This is a genomic window from Pseudoneobacillus rhizolycopersici (assembly GCF_054786815.1).
In genome coordinates this window covers 35,662-55,116 of sequence record NZ_JBTOOE010000001.1, presented here as the reverse complement: position 1 = coordinate 55,116, position 19,455 = coordinate 35,662, and the positions used below count along the sequence as shown (strand labels likewise).

Genomic DNA, 19,455 nt, shown 5'->3' with positions numbered 1-19,455 from the left:
CATATTCAAATACGTTAAATCGAAGTTCTTCTTGAAAGAGAGTCTGTTTTTCATGAGTCATTTCACAGTTGTTCTACAAAACTAATATTTGAACAAAATATTTATTAATTAAAGGATTTTTCTCTGTATTCAATAAAATCCTCTTCGCTTATCTCATTCTTATCTGATACCAAAAGTGATTGAAAATCTTCAAATAGTTCCTGTATTTCTTTTTGTTGATTTATTAACTTTATACTCTTTTTATATTCATCTTCGGATTGATATCTTGATATTTCTATCCATTTTGATTCATCATTCCTACTGTTTAAGTATATTGTTTGAACATCTATATACGTACTGTAAATCTCTTTAGATTTTTCCTGTATATCTAAATAATTGTCTAATTGGTCCTTTTGAATATAATACTGATATACTTTAACAAACATCATGTTACCTCCCCTACAAAATTCTTGTTAAACACTCTTGCTTTCGCTTAACAACTTCTACAAAACAAGCGTTAATCCTTTATTGATTAACGCTCATCTATCGTTTAAGTACGTTTTTCATAAACTATTTGATAAAAAGAATCTGTTAAATAGAATCTATCATTATTATTGGCTATATTCCTCTGTTATCCCTTAGTTCTACTATTGTTCCTTCAGGTGCTATTAATTTACACAAACTTCCATTTTCCACTTGATAAATTTCTTCCCCATTTTTCGGTATAAAATGATAACCTAATCCTTTAATAGTTTGGACTTCCTTAACTAAGTCATCTACCCAAATACAAAAATGAGTGATACCCTGTGGGTTTGGGTCTACACTGTTAAGGTTCTCACCTGCTTTACCGGTTTGAAGTTCTATATAAAATTCACCTAATTTTAACCAAGAGTTATAATAGCGCTGATGGAAATTAGGGGATTCCTGAATTAATTCGAAACCAAGAATTTCTCTATAAAATTTTAAGGATTCTTCATAATGATTTGTTTGGATACAAATATGGTGGACATATTTAGTAGTCATTTTTCTCTCCTTTTGTTTTCGACTTTCATCAAGGATAGCACTTTAGGTCCAATTTTTGATTTGAAACTTTCAATGCACTCCTGATGGAAGGAATATCATCTATCTTAAGTAACTTTGAGCCACTTTGTTATTACTTCTCTAAGTATGTCTTCTTTAGCTTTAACGTCATTTTTATCCGTAAATTTCATCATAGCTCTGTCAGTTGCTTGCCATTCTAATATACTACTAGTATCTACAATCAGCGGTTCATCCGTCTTTCGGTCTTTTACCATAGCACCACAATGAAAGACAAGGCGAATAAATCCTTTTCCATGAAGATTAAAAGTAATTCGGTCTTCACCTTCATAACAGAAACTCGGAGCATTCCATTTGATATGTTCTGTAATTTAGCTATCAGTACTTAAAATGAAATTTCGAACCATTTCTATTTCTTCTTTAAGTGGATGTTCAAGGTTATTCATAAATTCTGATACTTGTTCAGATCTTGACAACTTCTTATTTTCACCTGATTTTTTTGTTCTCATTATTGCTTAGTCATCCCCTTACAATTTTTCTTTTTTATCATTTTTTCTACATATTACCAAATATGTTGATTTTCTTAAACATCTACCGCACGATTTATCGTTTGACAAAGACTAACTTTATCATTATCATCAACTCAAACTTATCTACGGGGAGTTAAAGATGAAAATTTATGTCGATGCAGATGCATGTCCGGTAAAAGATATCATTATCTCTGAGGGTACAAATGCTAAAATTCCAGTTGTCCTAGTTACTAGCTTCGCTCATTTTTCAAATGTGGAAAAACCATCTGGTGTAGAAACCATTTATGTCGATTCTGGAGCAGATGCTGCGGATTACCGGATAATGAAGTTGGCAGAAAAGGGAGATATAATCGTAACGCAAGATTATGGTCTTGCTTCGCTAGCTTTAGCAAAAGGTTGTGCTGTACTTCACCATAATGGGTCTAGCTATACAAATGAAAACATTGACCAACTGTTACAAACACGTTATTTGAGTGCAATGGCACGAAAAAGTGGAAAGCGAACAAAAGGTCCCAAACCATTTACAGCAGAAGATAGGGAGAAATTTAAGGAGCTTTTTAAAAGAGCGATTTCACCTAAAAAATAGGACCATCCTATTATTATGGAAACTAGCTTGCTAACCCGATAGCAGTCGGATGGTTGTTCCTGAACTCTTAACTTCAAGGACAGCCTCTGGCTTACACAACTGCCCCCCTTTTTCCTCCATTTCTACGTAATCCCCTACCAGTAAAATGTTTACATCAAACCCCATTAAACACGTCTTGGTAAAGAATCACGGTATTCTTTAGCCCCTTCAAAAAAATGACGGATTGCATGTTCATCACCAGCCTGCAAAACATTAGTCAATTGACGAATTTCGTTCATCCAGTCCTCCATTAATTCCAGTAAATGATGGCGATTATCTATAACGATATCTCTCCAATTGCTTGGGTTACTTGAAGCAATTCTTGTAATGTCACGAAATCCTCCCGCTGCCATTTGGCGAATAAGTGGCTCTCTGATCGCATGTTTTTTAGCTTGATTTACCAATACTCCAGCCATTACATGTGGTAGATGACTTATCATTCCTACTATGTAGTCATGTTCATCTTTGTCGAGTATATGGAGACGTGCATGGGTGCCACTTAACCAACTCTTTAATTCACAAATCCTATTATTGCTGATTCCAGGTGCAGGAGTAAGAATATAATAGGCATCATCAAATAAATGTAAATCGGCATTTTCTACCCCGGTTTTATGAGAGCCCGCTACAGGGTGCCCACCAATAAAAGTTATTTTTTCATTAAACAGCTCAATGGCAGCATTCATAATCTCCCCCTTTGTGCTCCCTGTATCAGTAATAATCACATTGTTTTTTAATGCCATGCGTGATAATTGTTTCATTATTTTTTTCATTTCTAATACTGGTGTGGATAAAATGATTAAGTCAGCAAGCTCTGCTCCCTGCTGTAAAGTATCCACCTTTTCATCAATAACGTTGAGTTCAATGGCTTTTTCTATCTCCTGTTGATGAACATCGTAACCATAAATTTTTGCCTGTGGATGCTTGTTTCTTATTGTCAGGGCAAGTGAACCACCAATTAATCCTAAACCTACCAAAAATACATTTCCTTTCATCATCACACCTCATTTTCTTCCATTTATAAAGCGTTCTTGATAAATTCCTTTATTGCCTCTCTGACTCTTTCATTTTGTTCTGGTAAACCAATCGTAATCCTCACACTTAACGGAAACCCTAATAGTCTGCCTGACCGTACGATAAGCCCCCGTTCCAATAAAAACTTTGAGACCACGTCTCCATCACAATTGAAATCAATTAGTACAAAGTTCCCTTCTGATGGATAAATTTTCAACCCATTTTCTAAGCAAAAAGCAAAATATTTCTCCCTTTCCGCCGCATTTTTTTGAAAGCACTCCATTACAAATTTTTGATCACTTATGGCAGCGGCAGCAGCTAGTTGGCCAAATGCATTTGTATTAAATGGCGGACGAACCGCTTCTAATTTTTGAATAATATCGATAGATGAAATCCCATATCCCACTCGTAAACTAGCTAGCCCATAAATTTTGGAAAACGTTCTTGTAATCATTAAGTTAGGAAAATTTTCAAGCAATTTGACCGTGTTACCTGGCTGTTCCACATATTCAAAATAAGCCTCATCTAGTACGACAAACACATCGTTAGGAACTTTCTTTAAAAATGTCCAAAGTTCGTCGATATTGATATAAGTCCCTGTTGGATTATTAGGGTTACATATCCATACCACCGTTGTATTCCGATCGATGACTGAAAGCATTCTGTCTAAATCATGTATCCCATCAACTAACGGGATTTCACGTACCTCCCCACCATCAATTACCGCATTATGTTTGTACTGTGAAAAAGTAGGGGTAGCCATTATCGTATTTTTGCTTGGTTGTATGAAAGCCCTCGAAATAATTTGGATTAATTCATCCGTTCCATTTGTAAATATTAATTGATTATGATCAACTTCTAATAGTGAGGCGGTCTCCTCTCTTAATTTGCTCGCTTTTCCATCTGGGTAAATATTTAATGAACCCCCAAAATCTTTAAACGCTTGATCTACTTTTAATGAATGACCATATGGATTCTCATTTGAAGCTAATTTGATAATCGGGTATCGCCGATCCTGTGCCTTCACTTCAGCAATTGATTTACCTGGTTGATATGCATTCAGTTGATGTATTTGATCTTTCCATTTCATTTTGCCTTCACTCCTTAAAAACTCTTGGTATATAGTCTGTGTTCTTCAATCGATTGCTTCAATAACTCAAAACGGTCATGACTAAATTGTTCCGTTATTGCAGAGGCTAGTTCCCAAGCAACGACTGCTTCAGCCACGACACTTGCGGCCGGAACAGCACAGCTATCGGAACGTTCGATACTTGCAGAAAAGGGCTCTTTTGTATCAATATCAACGCTTTTTAACGGTTTATATAAGGTAGGAATGGGTTTCATTACCCCTCTTACAACAATCGGCATACCGGTTGACATTCCACCTTCAAAGCCCCCTAATCTATTTGTTGAGCGAACATATCCATTATTCTCATTCCAGATAATTTCATCATGTACTTCACTTCCTGGCATTCTCGCCATCTCAAACCCTAAACCAAACTCTACCCCCTTAAAGGCATTAATGCTTAATATTGCCTGAGCAATTTTCGCATCCAGTTTCCGATCATAGTGAACATAGCTACCTACACCAATCGGCATACCTTCCACTATGACCTCCACAATTCCCCCAATCGAATCACCATTTGCCTTTGCTAAATCAATAGCCTCCATCATTTGTTTTTCCACTTTTTGATCGAAGCAGCGAACAGGAGAATCTTCGGTTTTTTTCTGCAATTCTCTAATATTTTCATATTGTGGTGAATTTGCTCTCACTCCGCCTATTTCTAGAACATGTCCGGCAATTTCAATTCCAAGTAGTGAAAGAAGTTTTTTCGCAACCGCACCTGCTGCGACTCTAACCGTTGTCTCTCGCGCCGAGGAACGCTCAAGGACATTTCTCATATCGCGATGCCCATACTTAATTCCACCAACTAAATCAGCATGCCCTGGCCTTGGTCTCGTTACCTTTCGCTTCACTTCTTCTTGATTTTCCAGATCCAAAGGCTCAATCCCCATGATTTTTGTCCAATGCTTCCAATCATTATTCTCGACGACAAGGGCTAACGGTGATCCTAATGTGAAGCCATGGCGAATACCTGCAGTGATTTGGACCATATCGGTTTCAATTTGCATCCTTCTTCCGCGTCCATACCCTTTTTGACGGCGAGCAAGTTCATGATTAATTTCCTCTACCGTTAACGGCATCCCTGCGGGTAAGCCTTCGATAATCGTTGTCAGCTGCGGTCCATGTGATTCACCGGCTGTAATATGTCTCATTGGTGACATCCTCCTATGACCCCTGCTGAATTGCAGGGATCGCTATTCTTTTTTATAAAGATGCTCTTACGCTAATTTTTCTTGTAACGTTTTTAATTCCTGGATAAACTCATTAAACTGCGGAATATTCATTTGCTGTGCAGCATCTGATAATGCTACTGCTGGGTCCGGATGTACTTCCGCCATAACCGCATCAGCACCAATGGCCATCGCCGCTCTCGCTGTTGGAAGCAGCAAATCTCTTCTACCAGTCGAATGTGTCACATCGACTATTACTGGGAGATGAGTTTCTTTTTTCAAAATAGGTACGGCCGAAATATCTAACGTATTTCTTGTCGCTTTTTCATATGTGCGAATTCCACGTTCACATAAAATGATTTGATTATTTCCTTGAGACATGATGTACTCTGCTGCATGAATAAATTCTTCAATTGTAGCCGAAAGTCCACGTTTTAAAAGAATCGGTTTATTTACCCTACCAACTGTTTTAAGTAAATCGAAGTTTTGCATATTGCGAGCCCCGACTTGTATGACATCTAAATAGTCTAGTGCAAGCCCTACATCGTTAGGGGAAACAATTTCACTAATAATGGACATCCCAAATTCATTTCCGACATTTTTTAGAATTTTCAAGCCTTCTACCCCTAAGCCTTGGAAGTCGTAAGGTGATGTCCGTGGCTTAAATGCGCCACCTCGCATGATGTTCAAGCCTTGCTTTTTCATAGCAATGGCCACCTCTCTTACTTGTTCGTAGCTTTCAACCGCACATGGTCCCATAATAAATCTTTGTTTTCCATCACCTATTGTTTCACCATTAATATCGACAATAGTATTTTCAGGATGCGCCTTCCGCGACACTAACAGTACTTTTCGACTATCGTCTTCTTGAAGCTCTAAACTTGCTTTAAATATTTCTTTAAAAATATGTTGTATGGTTGATGTTTTAAATTGTCCATGGTGATGCTTTATAATGAAATCAAGTGATTCTCGTTCACGAACCGGATCAAAACGATTAACTCCTTGTTTTTTCTTTTCTTCTCCAATTTCTAGAGCGACTTCAGCTCTTTCGTTTAATAAATGTAATATTTCTAAGTTAATCTCATCAATTTTGTTTCGTAATTGCGTTAATCTATTGGTTGTCATATTTGTTCCTCCTGAACATTTATCATTAAAATCACGAATTTTTAAAATGAAAACTATGCATGAACCGAAAATATTAAAGTCTAAACAGTCATCACCTCTTTTAAGTTTGTAAGGGCGTATTTTTTTAAAAATAAAAAGCCCCTACTGGTTTCTTCCAGTAGGGACGAATTAATTTCGCGGTACCACCCTAGTTGTGAACAGTCTTGTTCACCTCTCGATTTTGTTAACGATCATATGACCGTCTTTCCCTTCACAAAGATAATCTTTGCTACGAAAAAGAAGCTCCAGGATTGTAATTCATGTTGATCTTTGTACTGATTTGCACCACCATCAGCTCTCTAAAACAGGGAGATCATCACTACTTGTTTCCGTTCATTGCTTTGCATCTTATTCAATTTTGAATATAAAAAAGTCCCTACTGGTTATCCAGTAGGGACGAATTGATTTCGCGGTACCACCCTAGTTGTGAACAGATTTGTTCACCTCTCGATTTTGTTAACGATCATTGACCGTCTTTCCCTTCACAAGTATATCTCCTTGCTACGAAAAAGAAGCTCCAGGATTGTAATTCATGTTGATCTTTGTACTGATTTGCACCGCCATCAGCTCTCTTAAACAGGGAGATCATCCACTACTTGTTTCCGTTCATTGCTTTGCATGTTATTCAATTTTGAATATAAAAAAGTCCCTACTGGTTTTCCAGTAGGGACGAATTGATTTCGCGGTACCACCCTAGTTGTGAACAGTCTTGTTCACCTCTCGATTTTGTTAACGATCATATGACCGTCCTTCCCTTCACAAAGAAGACTCTTTGCTACGAAAAAGAAGCTCCAGGATTGTATTTCATGTTGATCTTTGTACTGATTTGCACCGCCATCAGCTCTCTTGGACAGGGAGATCATCCACTACTCGTGTTCCTTTCAATGCCGAACGTATAATGATTATTTTCCACATTATATATTTAATTAAGATGAAATGTCAACAATCTTTTTTCAGATAAATAAAAAAATTATTTAAGGACCTCTGTACTTACAATTCACTTTTAAACTTTATTAAATTGAGTGATTCCCTTAAAATAACACGATTACTTCTTTATCTCTCCAATTTCATAAGTATGCGAAAAAAAATAATATAATCCGATAATTAACGCTAACCAAGGTATCCAAGGGAAAATGGTGTGGATCATTTGGTATTCATAGCTTTCAAGAAAATAACTAGCAATATTCTTTACCATACTATGTATAAAAAACATCATTAAAGAGGTCGAAATAAAAATGGAGGAAACAACTAACTTCATAAGATTCACCCCTTGTTATCAGTATATATCCACTTCAATATATCATAATAATCTATTTTATTAGGGGGTGATTGTTTCAATTTTTTAACAATTGTGTATTACCAGAGATAAATTAGTCTTAATACCTTTTTTGATAATGATTTGCAGTGAAAAGTCTCTTAAAACCGATTTCGTACCAACAAAACTTAAGCTAAAGTTGCGTCCGTTAGTATTATGCGGTCAAACCACTAAGATTTGGTTTGCCATAACCTTTAGTTTAAACCAAAAAACCAGTCATTAATTAAGGGAAACGATAGCAATCCAACTCTTTTCTTTATTCCTCAATTTTCGGTCCAAACCTTTTAGCAGACCTAGTGCGAGCACGTTCTGCTTCGACCACACGATCACGAGGCTCAGCATTGGTTTTCATTGCATTAAATAAATTTCTAGAAATAGCTACTATTTCATTTACTGCACGATAAAATTCATCTTCGTTAACTTTTGATGGCTTGTTATAACCTGTTATCTTTCTTACGTATTGTAGAGAGGCTGCATGAATCTCCTCATCTGTAGCTGGTGGGTCAAAATTAAATAATGTTCGAATGTTTCTACACATAAGTTACTCCTCTTTGTGTTAATTTTTTATAAATTGTTGTTCAAGAAACTTCATATTTTCTTAATAGAATTCTTATCATTATGGCAGATTAGGACCGTTAGTACCTTCTTTCCTTTATTTATTACTTGCCCTTTTCGGAAAGGAGTTTATCAATTTTTTCTTCTACCCTCTTTAATCTGTTATTATTTTTTCTTATAACTAAAAATACAATGATAATAGCTAAAGGAATTGCTAGTAAGATAATAAACATGATTAATTGAAAAATAATATCGCCGACATTCATTCCATGTGCTGCTGTTAATAAGTACAAAAACATTCCCTCCTATGAGTATTTTTTAATTTTAGTGAGGAAAACACCTTTCTCACATTACATCAGAGCGGAAATCCTATTATCTAAATTATTTCTAATTTACGTTTCCTATGTAATTTCCCCGTTTTGCTACTCTAACCTTACCAAAAAACTCTAATCCATATTGGAGTATTTTGACCTCAGAATTATGTGCTTCCCATTCGGTTAGAAAGGAACGATTCCTTAAGAATTCCTGTAGTTTGGAAATGATCTTTATCAAGGTATGGTAATAATGTATTGACCAATCAATCTTCCCAATTGGAGGAAACTCAAAAAAAGAATGATCATTCCAGTTTTTCTATACTTTTTTGCACTATTGTAACCATATTATTTTCGGCACCAAGACTAAAGTTTAAAAAAACACCTTGTCCTCCGCCAGCACCAATTGCTGAAATATAAATATTATTGTTGTTCCCCACTACAGTAAGGCTCAAACTTGCTCTATTCCCATTTCGCATAAAATATTTATCATAGACTCGAACTGCTATTTTCGTATCTCCAATAGTGTAGTTGCTTTCATCCACTAATTTCATACTTATTCCACTATTACTAATATCGTTTTCCAAATGATTAACTACTTTCTCAAATTGACCAATAATTGACTTTTCATACTTTGCCATAATTGCACCATCCTATCCCAAATTAATAGTTTGTCTATATAATACGATCGTTTATTATCATTGGTTTCATGTATGGATTTAGTTTTCTTGAATATGTATTAAGCCTACCCATTACTTCGTTAATAAAAAGCTATATCCTTCTAGAAGAATAGAACTTTATTCTTTAGGTAGAAATCTTCCCTATCTTTTCTTGACACTAACAAGATCTAATCAAAAATTTGGATGAAGCATTATAAAAGATGCCCTCTTATTAATGAAAAGCACACTTTTATGGATGCTGTTTGGCATTGCGACAAATAAACGGTAAAATATAAAGTCAATACTTCCCATAAAAAGGCAGAAAGAGGAATTGGATAATGAAAAGAAAAAGGACTTCTCAAAATAAGCGACCTATTTTTATAGGTCTACTTTTAATGGTAGCCTTAATCATTGGAGTTACTTATACAATCAGAGAATATGATTATGAACAGATGCCAGTTAAAGAAAACCCAATAATAACTAATCCATCCGATACTAAACCTACCGGTATAAATACAGAGAATTCGATTTTCCTGGACATGGAGATACATCGGTTGATTCCCATCTGGAACTCCCGATTGTCAATAAAAGCCTTAAGGATCTTAAAGAACTAGAGTTAATTCCGTTTGAACATGCGATTGATCATGGAGCAGATGTTGTAATGGTCGCCCATATCTTAATACCCCAATTGGATAAAACCAATCCAGCGTCTATGTCAAAAGCTGTCATGACGGATCTTCTTCGAAAACAACTAAGTTTCACGGGAGTAATCATAACGGACGATATGACAATGGGAGCCATAACAGAACATTTTGATATTGGTAAAGCAGCGGTAGAATCAGTAAAGGCAGGAAGCGATATCATTTTAGTAGGACATGAATTTCAAAATGTTATAAAGGTTGCCTCCTCTTTATTAACGGCTGTTAGAAATGGAGAAATTTCCGAACTAAGATTATATGAAAGTATAGAAAGAATTATTAAACTAAAAAGGAAATATAACATTAGCGATGCAAAAGTAGAAAATCTTTAACATATATGAAATAAATCACTCAATCAATAGTCTTCTGAATCAATATCTACATTAATGAATTAGGATAAGTTTGTGGGTTAAAAGGATTACTACTTTCGCAATCGTGTTCTTTAATGAAAGGCTTTGTTAAACAGTTTTGTTGGTTTTCAGGAAAAAAATATGGGAACGTCTGATTTGGACGTTCCCGTTCTTAATCCGATAAAGCACAAGTTAATGAATAAGGTAATTTATTTATTAGAATCTTACCAGTGTACTTGAAGTTTATTACCATTTGGGTCATAAAAGTGAAAATAGGCATGACCATTATCTTCTTTTATATCCTCGACCTTAACTTGATTATCAATTAAGTGTTGGTGAAATTCAGATAATTCTGGACTTGTAAAGCCAATGCTAAATTCATGTTCATTATCAATAGTAAAATGGGCAAATGTTTCATCTTCAGTAGGAACTAAGATAAGTAAGAAAGGTCCTTCATTTACTTTTAAAATGGCAAATTCCTCAGTATTGTTTAGTAACTGGAGCCCTAATACATCTCTATACCATTGTGCAGACAGTTCTAAATCTTTTACAGGAATTCTAATATAATGTACTTGTTCAATAAATGATTTACCCATAGCCTTCTCTCCTTTATTTAATCTGGTATAACAAATAGTTCCCTTTCTATATCCCTTTTTCTTACAATTAATGAATTAACATGGATTTAAACGGAACAATGGACTTTCTATTATTCGGAAAATTCCGATAACCTTAGTTTATCATAAGTTAAATTGAGAAAGAACGAAAAATAAGCGTTATCCTTGTTCGAGGATAACGCCCGATTGTGAAATGGATATGTTACTTCTAACTATTCTTCGTGGTATTGGCACTATCCGTTTTTTTCGTACCTTTACTTATATACGGTTTGGCACTCTTTGCTTTGTTTGCACTTGCTTGCCAACGATTCCATCCTTTTTTGTCTGTTCCTCTGCCTGTTCCACTTTTCCCCTTAGCTTTACTCATACACTCACCCCTTATTATTCACTTTGAGTTACTCTTCTAGTTATTTTTATCTATGTTGGTAAAAGAAATTAGATATCAACGTAATTATATGTTAAAATATGTTTACCATTTGAATTACTGTTTTCATGTTCCCTACTCATAATTGAGTGGGGTTTTTTGTTTTTTAGAAAAATAAAAACAGACTCTAAAAAAAGAGCCTGTTCATAGTTGTCATGGTTATTAAGCCTTACGAACGTTAGCTGCTTGCGCTCCACGTTGGCCTTGCTCAACATCAAAAGTCACTTCTTGACCTTCTTCTAATGATTTGTACCCTTCGCCTTGGATAGCTGAGAAATGAACGAATACATCTTCTCCACCTTCACGTTCGATGAATCCGAAGCCTTTTTCGCCATTAAACCATTTTACTTTACCTTTTTCCATGTTTGTTGCCTCCTAGTGTGTTTGTACACACAATGTATTACTATCCTTGCTCTCAGTGAATATCAAGACGAAAAGTTTTACTAATACGATCCGTTACACCGAACAAAAATAATCTATCTAAGAATAACATTTGTTGGAGTTAATTGCAAGGAATCCTAATCTTTATTTCTCACTCTTTTTAAGTTGAAGAAGGAAAAAGACGCTTCTAAACATTAACGCTCCTTCACATTAAAAGAAAACTACCTTCTATTTTACTTATCTTTTATTCCTCAGGAACTACCTTTCTTTTTTTGAATTCCATATCTTTTCTACACCTTTTAAAAAATTATTTCCCAAAGGAGTGCACCTTTTAACTACTCTTTATAGGGAAAACGAGATTGTTTTTTCTATCGGTTCAAATTAGTTCGAATTTTCCCGCCTTATAGTATAATTAATCTACAAACGAAAAACATTGAATAAGTGAGGTAATTAGATGCAAAAGGATTTTTATACAACTAATCGCAATCGTATATATGAAAATTTAGAAGATCGTTCATTACTTGTTTTGTTTGCCGGAAATGCCCCACAAAAATCTGCAGATGAAGCATACAGGTTTGTGCCTAATCGTAATTTTTATTACTTAACAGGAATGGATGAACCCAATATTATCTTTTTGGCCCATAAAACAAATAATCATGTAGAAGAATACCTTTTTATCGAAAAATCAGATCCAGTATTGGAAAAGTGGATTGGAAAGTCTATTTCAAAAGAAGAAGCGGTCGAGGCTTCGGGAATAGGCAATATCCAATTTATTGAACAATTTGATTCCTTGTTGGCTCGAATCCTCTTTACAAGTTCGCTAACGAATGTCTATTTAGATCTTGAAAGAAGATCATTAGATCAGACAATGACGAAAGCACAACAATTTGCAAGTAAAATCCAAGCGAATTATCCATTCCTGCAAATGAAAAATGTGTATCCTGATATTTGTAAGTTACGTGTTTATAAAACACCTGAAGAAATCAAGCAGATCAAAAAAGCAATTGATATCACCTATAAAGGCATAAAAAATATTATGAGCCATGCAAAAGAAGTGACAAAAGAATATCAACTTGAAGCTTATTTTGATTTTATTCTTACATCAGAAGGTGTCAAAGATTATGCTTTTCCTACAATAGTAGCAAGTGGCAAAAATGCTACGGTCCTTCATTATGAAAAAAATGATGCAGCGATTGAGGAAGGAAGTCTTGTCCTTCTTGATTTAGGCGCGCAATATCATTATTACAATGCGGATATAAGCTATACCTTTCCCGTGAATGGTAAATTTAGCGAAAAACAAAAGATGTATTACAACATTGTTTTAAAGGCATTAAGAGAAACGACTGCACTAATCAAACCGGGTGTCCCTTTTGCCAAACTGAATGAGTATACGAAGAAAATCCTTGCGGAAGAATGCATCAACGTAGGATTGATAAAGGAAGAAAGTGAAATCGGAAATTATTATTATCATGGAGTCAGCCACTTTCTTGGACTAGATACCCATGACGTCGGCGATTATAAGGACTTAATCTTACAACCTGGTATGGTGTTGACGGTTGAGCCTGGTTTATATATCGAAGAAGAAGGAATAGGAATCCGAATTGAAGATGATGTGTTAGTTACAGAAGAAGGTAATGAAGTTCTTTCAAAAGATATTATCCGATCTGTTGAAGAAATTGAAGAATTTATGAATAAATAATTAAAAAATTGGTGCCAGATCCACATACTTTACTATGTTAAAGTCTGTAGGGTCTGGCATTTGTATGATTCCTACTTCCTGAAATCATTCGATATAATACAATCGTCTTTCGTTAGTTTCAGTACATATTTTCATAAACAAAGATTCTACTGTTTATTTTGTAACTCTCTTCCTTTTCCATATAAAACTAGAAACAATAAGAACAGGAATTACAATAATGGGAAGCCACCATATCACATTAAAATGATAAATTTCGTTTTCATAATTAACCATTTCAGTTGGTAATCCACCTTCACCTAGTAGCAATAAATCATTATCAGCATTTTTTAGTTCAACTGTTCTATCACAAATATTTGTAGTGAGTACATCATTTCCATAGTTTTTAGCATAAACCAAATATCCCTGCCCATCCATAAAGTCAATACTACAAGAAGATGGTTCATCAATTAATTCAATCTGGGAAGTTGAAATACCTTTCCATATGTTACTTACTTCAAACAGAATTTTTCTTGCATGTCTTTTTTGTTTAATTTCAATAATTTTCCCTTTAAAAACTGTATCAGAAAATTCTAACTGTTCTTCAACTGACATTTGTTTAACACACTTACACGCATAACTAACTGTAGGTTTTACTGTTAAAGCAGCGAAAATAACGGGACATATGACTATTGAAAAAACTAGGAATAATTTCTTAATCATTCTCCCCCCCCCCCCCTAAGTTATTAACAAATTCCTCTACTCCCCCCTGTGTTAGGTCCATCAAGATCGTATCGATATATTTCCTATTTTTGAATTTCAGGCTTAGCTTCACCTTTAGGGTTTAATAAAAATTATTTTTTGGATTTCATTTCTTTTAATAAATCAACTATTTCTTTGTTGCTCTCATTTATCTTTCTTACCTTTCCTTCTATCGATAACAATGTTCCTAAAAATACAATTAGGGCTATTAAATTAATGATCTCCATCTTATCCCCCTCTTTTCCAAATAAATACATCAATATTTCCTTATTCTTTTTTAATCTAAAAATACCTCTCTTTTTAGGGAATTTTTGTTATTTGGAATGGCCAGCTGATTTTCCCTCATAAGTTTACTCAGCAATATGCGATAATACTAGATAACTATGGTAAATCAATAAAACCCTTTTGTGGTTTTAATTTTATGTTAGATATTTTTAGTTTGATTTCGTCTTTCTGTGGATTAGATTCGTTTATGTCTTTGAGGGGAGGTTTATTGATAGTGCAGGATTCTATGATTGTAGAAAGAGCAATGGCTGAATACACAGAGTTACTTTTTCGTATTGCTTATTATTACTTAAAGGATAAACAATTGTCTGAAGATATTGTTCAAGAGGTCTTTTTTAAGTTTTACTGCTCCAATTATCAAGAACGTGGCGAGTTGAAAGCATATTTATCAAGAGTGACGGCTAATGCATGTAAAGATTATTTGAGAAGCTGGTCATATAAAAAAATACTTATTAAAAATATATTTTTTCAGAAGGAGAGCTTACTAGATAAGGATTCCTTAGTTGAAGCAGATGAACTGACAACTTTGGATGAGGCTATTTTAGCATTGCCTCTAAAACAGCGGGAAGCAATCGTTTACTATTATTTAGAGAATTTATCGATTAAAGAGATCTCACAAATTGTGAATAGCCCAGCTAGTACCGTGAAGTCCAGATTGAAAAGTGGTAAAGCGTTTTTAAAAAAGAAACTTGCTCATGAAGAGTGGGAGGTGCTATTAAATGAGTAATTACCGATTGAATCCGTTAGAGAATATAGACGAAAATAGAGATCGTATTATTGAAAATACAAAATATAGAATGAATATGATGGTAAAGAAGCCTCAACGGAACTCTTGGAAACCTGCGTTAATCACCATTTTTGCCTGTTTACTTTTTTTAGTAATAGCTTCGCCATATTTACAACAGACTTTTCAAGGTGAAAATCATTTTTCAATTAGAAAAGTTGTTATTCCCCATGTACCCTATGATTCCTTGATTAAATCATTTTACATTGATGAATCCAATGAATTGATTTATAGTACCGATCAAGGTATCTATTCATTTAATGTTGAAAAAGATGAATCTAAGCAGTTGGTCAATACTCATGAAATTGGCAGGGTATTTGAGTTAACAGCGTCTGCCAAATGGCTTATATGGGTATCACCTGTTCATGAAAAAAAAGAAATACACATATTAAATCGCAAAAACAATGAATTAAAAACGGTGGAAAATAAATATTTTTATGGCCTACATTTGAGTGGAGATACGCTTATTTACCTAGGCAGTAATCAGGGAAAAACTAGTTACTTAACGATGGCACTTGATTCATTGAAAGAAAGTGTTCTGCATGAAATGAAAGGCGAAGGTGCTAATAGTCAACCAGCAATTGATAAGAATCTAATCGTTATTCCAGAAACCTTGACGATTAACAAGGAGAAAGAAACCATGGTTTATGTTTATGATTTTCGTTTGCAAAAACAAATAGCAACTTATACATTCCCATATAAAATAGCGCAGAACATTCAAATTCAGAACGATACTATTTTCGCTTATTTATTGAATGGTAAAGATCCAGGTGTTCTTGGGCTAATTAATATGTATTCAGGGAAATTTGAAGTTTTATATATGCCTGTTGTCTCGAACGCATATGCAACAGATGGCAGATATTTCGCATTGTCTGTTGCTCGTAATGAAAGCGATACAGTGCAATTATTTAGGGAGGAAAATAATAAGCTACAAATAGTTTCAACATTACCCTCCATAAAGGAACGTCTAGTGAAGCCGCGGTTTACTTCAGAAGGAACATTCTTACTAAATGGTGAGGGAAAAGATTTAGCGATGTATATTATACAGTTTGACGAATGAAGTTTCATATCCTAGTGCCTGTCACACCCCGTTAAATGTCGTGATACTCAACAAAATTTGGGTGGTGACAGGCATGTTTGTAAAATATGACCAATTCGATGCATGCCGCTTTCTGTCCAATTTAATCCTTTTCTGTAAATAGGAAATTTGGCCATATTGATGTATTAATTCTGAACGTATTTGCCATTATAAAATTTGGATATACCCTTCCGTTCCGTTGACAAGAATTCGTTGCCCATCTTTTATTATTTTTGTGGCATTTTCCACCCCGACAACTGCCGGCAAGCCATATTCACGTGCGATCACTGCTCCATGCGTCATCAGTCCACCAACTTCAGTTATTAGGCCTTTTATGGATAGAAACAATGGTGTCCAGCTAGGGTCAGTAAAGGTGGTGACTAATATATCTCCTTCTTCTAAAACCGCATCTTCCATGTTTAAGATGACACGTGCTCGGCCCTCTATCACTCCGGATGAAACCGGCAGACCAACAAGGGCTTCGGTTGGGAGATTTACTCGTTTGTACTCTCCTGTCATGATTTCACCATCAGACGTGATAACGCGCGGGGGAGTCAGTTTTTCATATAATTTGTAATCATCTTTTCGCTTGTTGATGATTTGGTAATCCAGTTTTTTTGAACGTACGACTTCGCGAAGTTCTTCAAAAGTAAGGTAGTATATATCTTCTTTTTCATGAATAACGCCCGCTTGCACGAGTTGTTCGGCTACTTTCAGTAAAGCCTGCTTATAAATGAAGTAGCGATTAATCATACCGTATTTGGGATATTCACGATATCCGATGAAATTCCGGATTAGGTCAATCATTCGTTTTGTTTCTTTGGCCTTTTGTTCCCCTTCTGGCAATTGCTTCAATCGTTCTAGTAACTCTTGTTCTTTTTTCAAAGCTTCCTGCCGCCCTTGCTCAAATTTTCGATTGCTGGCATTAAGCTCAAAGTTTTTGATGTTACCAATAATCATGGGTACAAGTGTAATTGGTTTTTCACTCCAACGAGTTTTCGTCATATCGATTTCTCCGGAACACCGCATTCCGTATTTGTTTAGAAAAGCGGAGAATGCGTCTCTTAATTCCTGTCCACCATCAAACGTAACCAGTTCATTCAAAAAGTGATCATCTTTCACATGTTGTAAATAATCAATTATTTCTGGATAAGGACGAATCACATCTGCAACATCCAATAGTGCCAGACCCATTTCCGAAGTAATATTGTTTGGTACAGATTGAGAAAGCGTGTCTGCTGCGTTTTTTTCACCTAACCAATCATTCATTTTTTCATTGATCCATGTTGAAGCATTTATAGCGGCCATAAATACAGCTGAACTTTGTGGGTCAAATAAAATCTTCTTTAATTCCTGAATATCTTCTAGAATAAAATCAAATAAATCCAATCCTGATTTCATTTGGATGTTTTGTTTTAACTCTTCTATCGATGTTTGACTACGCTTAATCAAATCAGAAACGATGGATGGATTGTTTTCGATTTGTGCCAGCATATCTGTATTGCCTCTTCTGGGATTTGGTGCTTTATTGTCTTTTGATAATGATTTTATAAAATCTCCCCGCTCAATGATGTTCATAAGGGCGTCTTTCATGAGCGGATCGTGTTGTCCCATGGCATTTAATAAAATGTTTCTACTGACAGGTGTAGACAATTGTTGTGTGACATCAACAAATAATCTTCCACCAGCTTTGCGCATGGGTGCAGGAGTCGTTAACAGGTAAAAAGACAATCCTAATGGTTTGATGGGGTCCGTCATCATTTGTTGATGACCAACAGATACATAGACGTGATTTTCTTGATCATCCGCTTCAGGGATGGGGAAAAGAGTCGTGATTGGACGACTCTGTACGATATAAAAAGTCTCATTAACTAAACACCATTCAATATCTTGCGGGCAACCAAAATAAGCTTCAATTTGTCTTCCGATGCGTGCCAGTTTTATAATTTGGTGATCAGTAAGTGTTTGATACTTTTGCAAATCAGGTTCAATCGGCACGGTCTCTGTTCCGCCTTCTTTTCTTCCGTAGATAGCCAACTTTTTGGTAGCTATCCTCTTTTCAACGATTTTTTGTTCTTTTACTTTGTAACAATCGGCAGATACCAAACCAGAGACAAGTGCTTCTCCAAGTCCAAAACCGGCATCGATGGATAGCAGCTTTCGGTTAAATGTAATTGGATCAGCGGTAAATAAAATCCCTGAAGCCTGTGGGAAAACCATCCGTTGAATAATAACGGATATATACACCTTGCTGTGGTCGAATCCGTTTTGCATGCGGTAGATTACCGCACGATCACTATAGAGGGAAGCCCAGCATTTGCTGATGTGCTGCATAATGGCTTCTTTTCCGATGATATTTAAATAAGTGTCGTGCTGGCCGGCAAAAGAGGAATGTGGTGAATCTTCAACCGTTGCACTGGAACGCACGGCATAAGGATGTTCATCGCCATACTGGGAGAGATAATCAGCAATGGCCTTCACAACATCGGAAGGAATTTCTATTTCCATAATGGTTTGGCGAATTTTCCTGCTGATTTCACCAATTTGATTTAGATTCTCTATCTTTAGTATTGACAGTTGATCTAATAATCTCTGAAACATTTCATTTTTTTCGATAGCTTTTTGATATCCCACTGTTGTTACACAAAATCCTTCTGGGACTTGTATTCCTTGAATTTTTAATAATTCCCCTAAATTCAACCCTTTTCCACCAACAAGCAATAGCTGTGTTTTATCTATTTCCTGAAAACCGAGAACCAATGAATTCATTCCATATCCCCCCAAGAAATTTCACTAAAGTTCTATTGCATTGTAGCAGGACGAAATGAGAATAAACAGTCTATATTGACCATTTTTTATATGCTATAATTAAATTAGGAAGAGTTCAAAAAATAGCTAAACCTTACCACACAGTTCAAAACG

At 35.3% G+C, this 19,455-nt stretch carries 22 protein-coding genes and 3 other annotated features; of the genes, 5 read left to right on the top strand and 17 right to left on the bottom strand.

What is annotated here, in order from left to right:
* Positions 1-104 precede the first annotated feature (104 nt).
* The 3 genes from ACX9YW_RS00310 to ACX9YW_RS00300 form a co-directional block, all read right to left on the bottom strand.
* Positions 105-428 carry a hypothetical protein gene (locus ACX9YW_RS00310; protein ID WP_460340067.1) on the bottom strand — a complete coding sequence of 108 codons (324 nt, stop codon included), beginning with the start codon at positions 426-428 and terminating at the stop codon, positions 105-107.
* Positions 429-597: 169 nt separating this feature from the next.
* Entirely contained in the window at positions 598-1,002 is a 405-nt protein-coding gene (locus ACX9YW_RS00305; RefSeq protein WP_460340065.1) for a VOC family protein, read from the bottom strand.
* 104 nt (positions 1,003-1,106) lie between these two features.
* Positions 1,107-1,376, bottom strand: a complete 270-nt coding sequence (locus ACX9YW_RS00300) for a DUF1801 domain-containing protein (protein WP_460341217.1) — start codon at positions 1,374-1,376, stop codon at positions 1,107-1,109.
* A gap of 310 nt (positions 1,377-1,686) precedes the next feature.
* Between ACX9YW_RS00300 and ACX9YW_RS00295 the strand changes: the two genes are divergently transcribed.
* Complete coding sequence (locus ACX9YW_RS00295) at positions 1,687-2,133, top strand: YaiI/YqxD family protein (RefSeq protein ID WP_460340062.1); 447 nt, start codon at positions 1,687-1,689, stop codon at positions 2,131-2,133.
* A gap of 164 nt (positions 2,134-2,297) precedes the next feature.
* Here ACX9YW_RS00295 and ACX9YW_RS00290 read toward each other — a convergent pair whose 3' ends face one another.
* The 8 genes from ACX9YW_RS00290 to ACX9YW_RS00255 all read right to left on the bottom strand — a co-directional run bounded on the left by ACX9YW_RS00290 (position 2,298) and on the right by ACX9YW_RS00255 (position 9,464).
* Entirely contained in the window at positions 2,298-3,167 is an 870-nt protein-coding gene (locus ACX9YW_RS00290; protein ID WP_460340059.1) for a prephenate dehydrogenase, read from the bottom strand.
* Positions 3,168-3,187: 20 nt separating this feature from the next.
* Positions 3,188-4,273 carry a histidinol-phosphate transaminase gene (gene hisC / locus ACX9YW_RS00285; RefSeq protein WP_460340056.1) on the bottom strand — a complete coding sequence of 362 codons (1,086 nt, stop codon included), beginning with the start codon at positions 4,271-4,273 and terminating at the stop codon, positions 3,188-3,190.
* A gap of 14 nt (positions 4,274-4,287) precedes the next feature.
* The gene (gene aroC / locus ACX9YW_RS00280; protein WP_460340053.1) at positions 4,288-5,460 is read right to left on the bottom strand and encodes a chorismate synthase; all 1,173 of its coding nucleotides are present in this window, start codon (positions 5,458-5,460) and stop codon (positions 4,288-4,290) included.
* 66 nt (positions 5,461-5,526) lie between these two features.
* Complete coding sequence (locus tag ACX9YW_RS00275) at positions 5,527-6,603, bottom strand: bifunctional 3-deoxy-7-phosphoheptulonate synthase/chorismate mutase (protein WP_460340050.1); 1,077 nt, start codon at positions 6,601-6,603, stop codon at positions 5,527-5,529.
* A gap of 156 nt (positions 6,604-6,759) precedes the next feature.
* Positions 6,760-6,988, bottom strand: a binding site (T-box leader).
* A 43-nt stretch (positions 6,989-7,031) separates the two neighbouring features.
* Positions 7,032-7,261, bottom strand: a binding site (T-box leader).
* Between the two features lie 43 nt (positions 7,262-7,304).
* Positions 7,305-7,536 (bottom strand) — a binding site (T-box leader).
* 151 nt (positions 7,537-7,687) lie between these two features.
* Positions 7,688-7,900: a hypothetical protein gene (locus tag ACX9YW_RS00270; RefSeq protein WP_460340047.1), complete on the bottom strand. Its 213-nt coding sequence runs from the start codon at positions 7,898-7,900 to the stop codon at positions 7,688-7,690.
* 313 nt (positions 7,901-8,213) lie between these two features.
* The gene (locus tag ACX9YW_RS00265) at positions 8,214-8,495 is read right to left on the bottom strand and encodes a DUF2277 domain-containing protein (protein ID WP_460340044.1); all 282 of its coding nucleotides are present in this window, start codon (positions 8,493-8,495) and stop codon (positions 8,214-8,216) included.
* A 121-nt stretch (positions 8,496-8,616) separates the two neighbouring features.
* Positions 8,617-8,805: a hypothetical protein gene (locus ACX9YW_RS00260; RefSeq protein WP_460340041.1), complete on the bottom strand. Its 189-nt coding sequence runs from the start codon at positions 8,803-8,805 to the stop codon at positions 8,617-8,619.
* Positions 8,806-9,128: 323 nt separating this feature from the next.
* Positions 9,129-9,464: a DUF6054 family protein gene (locus ACX9YW_RS00255; RefSeq protein WP_460340038.1), complete on the bottom strand. Its 336-nt coding sequence runs from the start codon at positions 9,462-9,464 to the stop codon at positions 9,129-9,131.
* Positions 9,465-10,047: 583 nt separating this feature from the next.
* On the opposite strand from ACX9YW_RS00255, the gene ACX9YW_RS00250 reads away from it, so the two are divergent.
* Positions 10,048-10,512 (top strand): glycoside hydrolase family 3 N-terminal domain-containing protein, encoded by a 465-nt coding sequence (locus tag ACX9YW_RS00250; RefSeq protein WP_460341214.1) that lies wholly within the window; start codon positions 10,048-10,050, stop codon positions 10,510-10,512.
* Between the two features lie 242 nt (positions 10,513-10,754).
* Here ACX9YW_RS00250 and ACX9YW_RS00245 read toward each other — a convergent pair whose 3' ends face one another.
* From ACX9YW_RS00245 to ACX9YW_RS00235, 3 genes are all read right to left on the bottom strand, one after another.
* A complete protein-coding gene (locus ACX9YW_RS00245) occupies positions 10,755-11,126 on the bottom strand; it encodes a VOC family protein (RefSeq protein WP_460340035.1) in 372 nt (123 codons plus the stop codon).
* Between the two features lie 226 nt (positions 11,127-11,352).
* Entirely contained in the window at positions 11,353-11,511 is a 159-nt protein-coding gene (locus tag ACX9YW_RS00240) for a DUF3934 domain-containing protein (RefSeq protein ID WP_460340032.1), read from the bottom strand.
* A gap of 219 nt (positions 11,512-11,730) precedes the next feature.
* Positions 11,731-11,931: a cold-shock protein gene (locus ACX9YW_RS00235; protein ID WP_066399688.1), complete on the bottom strand. Its 201-nt coding sequence runs from the start codon at positions 11,929-11,931 to the stop codon at positions 11,731-11,733.
* A 472-nt stretch (positions 11,932-12,403) separates the two neighbouring features.
* Here ACX9YW_RS00235 and ACX9YW_RS00230 point away from each other — a divergent pair, with 472 nt between their 5' ends.
* Entirely contained in the window at positions 12,404-13,648 is a 1,245-nt protein-coding gene (locus tag ACX9YW_RS00230) for an aminopeptidase P family protein (protein ID WP_460340028.1), read from the top strand.
* 153 nt (positions 13,649-13,801) lie between these two features.
* On the opposite strand, the gene ACX9YW_RS00225 is transcribed toward ACX9YW_RS00230, so the two are convergent.
* Entirely contained in the window at positions 13,802-14,347 is a 546-nt protein-coding gene (locus ACX9YW_RS00225) for a hypothetical protein (protein WP_460340025.1), read from the bottom strand.
* Between the two features lie 131 nt (positions 14,348-14,478).
* Complete coding sequence (locus ACX9YW_RS00220) at positions 14,479-14,613, bottom strand: hypothetical protein (protein ID WP_460340022.1); 135 nt, start codon at positions 14,611-14,613, stop codon at positions 14,479-14,481.
* A gap of 272 nt (positions 14,614-14,885) precedes the next feature.
* Here ACX9YW_RS00220 and ACX9YW_RS00215 point away from each other — a divergent pair, with 272 nt between their 5' ends.
* Positions 14,886-15,398: an RNA polymerase sigma factor gene (locus ACX9YW_RS00215; protein WP_460340019.1), complete on the top strand. Its 513-nt coding sequence runs from the start codon at positions 14,886-14,888 to the stop codon at positions 15,396-15,398.
* Positions 15,391-16,515 (top strand): hypothetical protein, encoded by a 1,125-nt coding sequence (locus tag ACX9YW_RS00210; RefSeq protein ID WP_460340016.1) that lies wholly within the window; start codon positions 15,391-15,393, stop codon positions 16,513-16,515. Before ACX9YW_RS00215 ends, ACX9YW_RS00210 begins: the two co-directional genes overlap by 8 nt.
* A 186-nt stretch (positions 16,516-16,701) precedes the next feature.
* Here the strand turns inward: ACX9YW_RS00210 and ppsA are convergent, their stop codons facing one another.
* Entirely contained in the window at positions 16,702-19,302 is a 2,601-nt protein-coding gene (gene ppsA, locus ACX9YW_RS00205) for a phosphoenolpyruvate synthase (protein WP_460340013.1), read from the bottom strand.
* Positions 19,303-19,455: the final 153 nt, after the last annotated feature.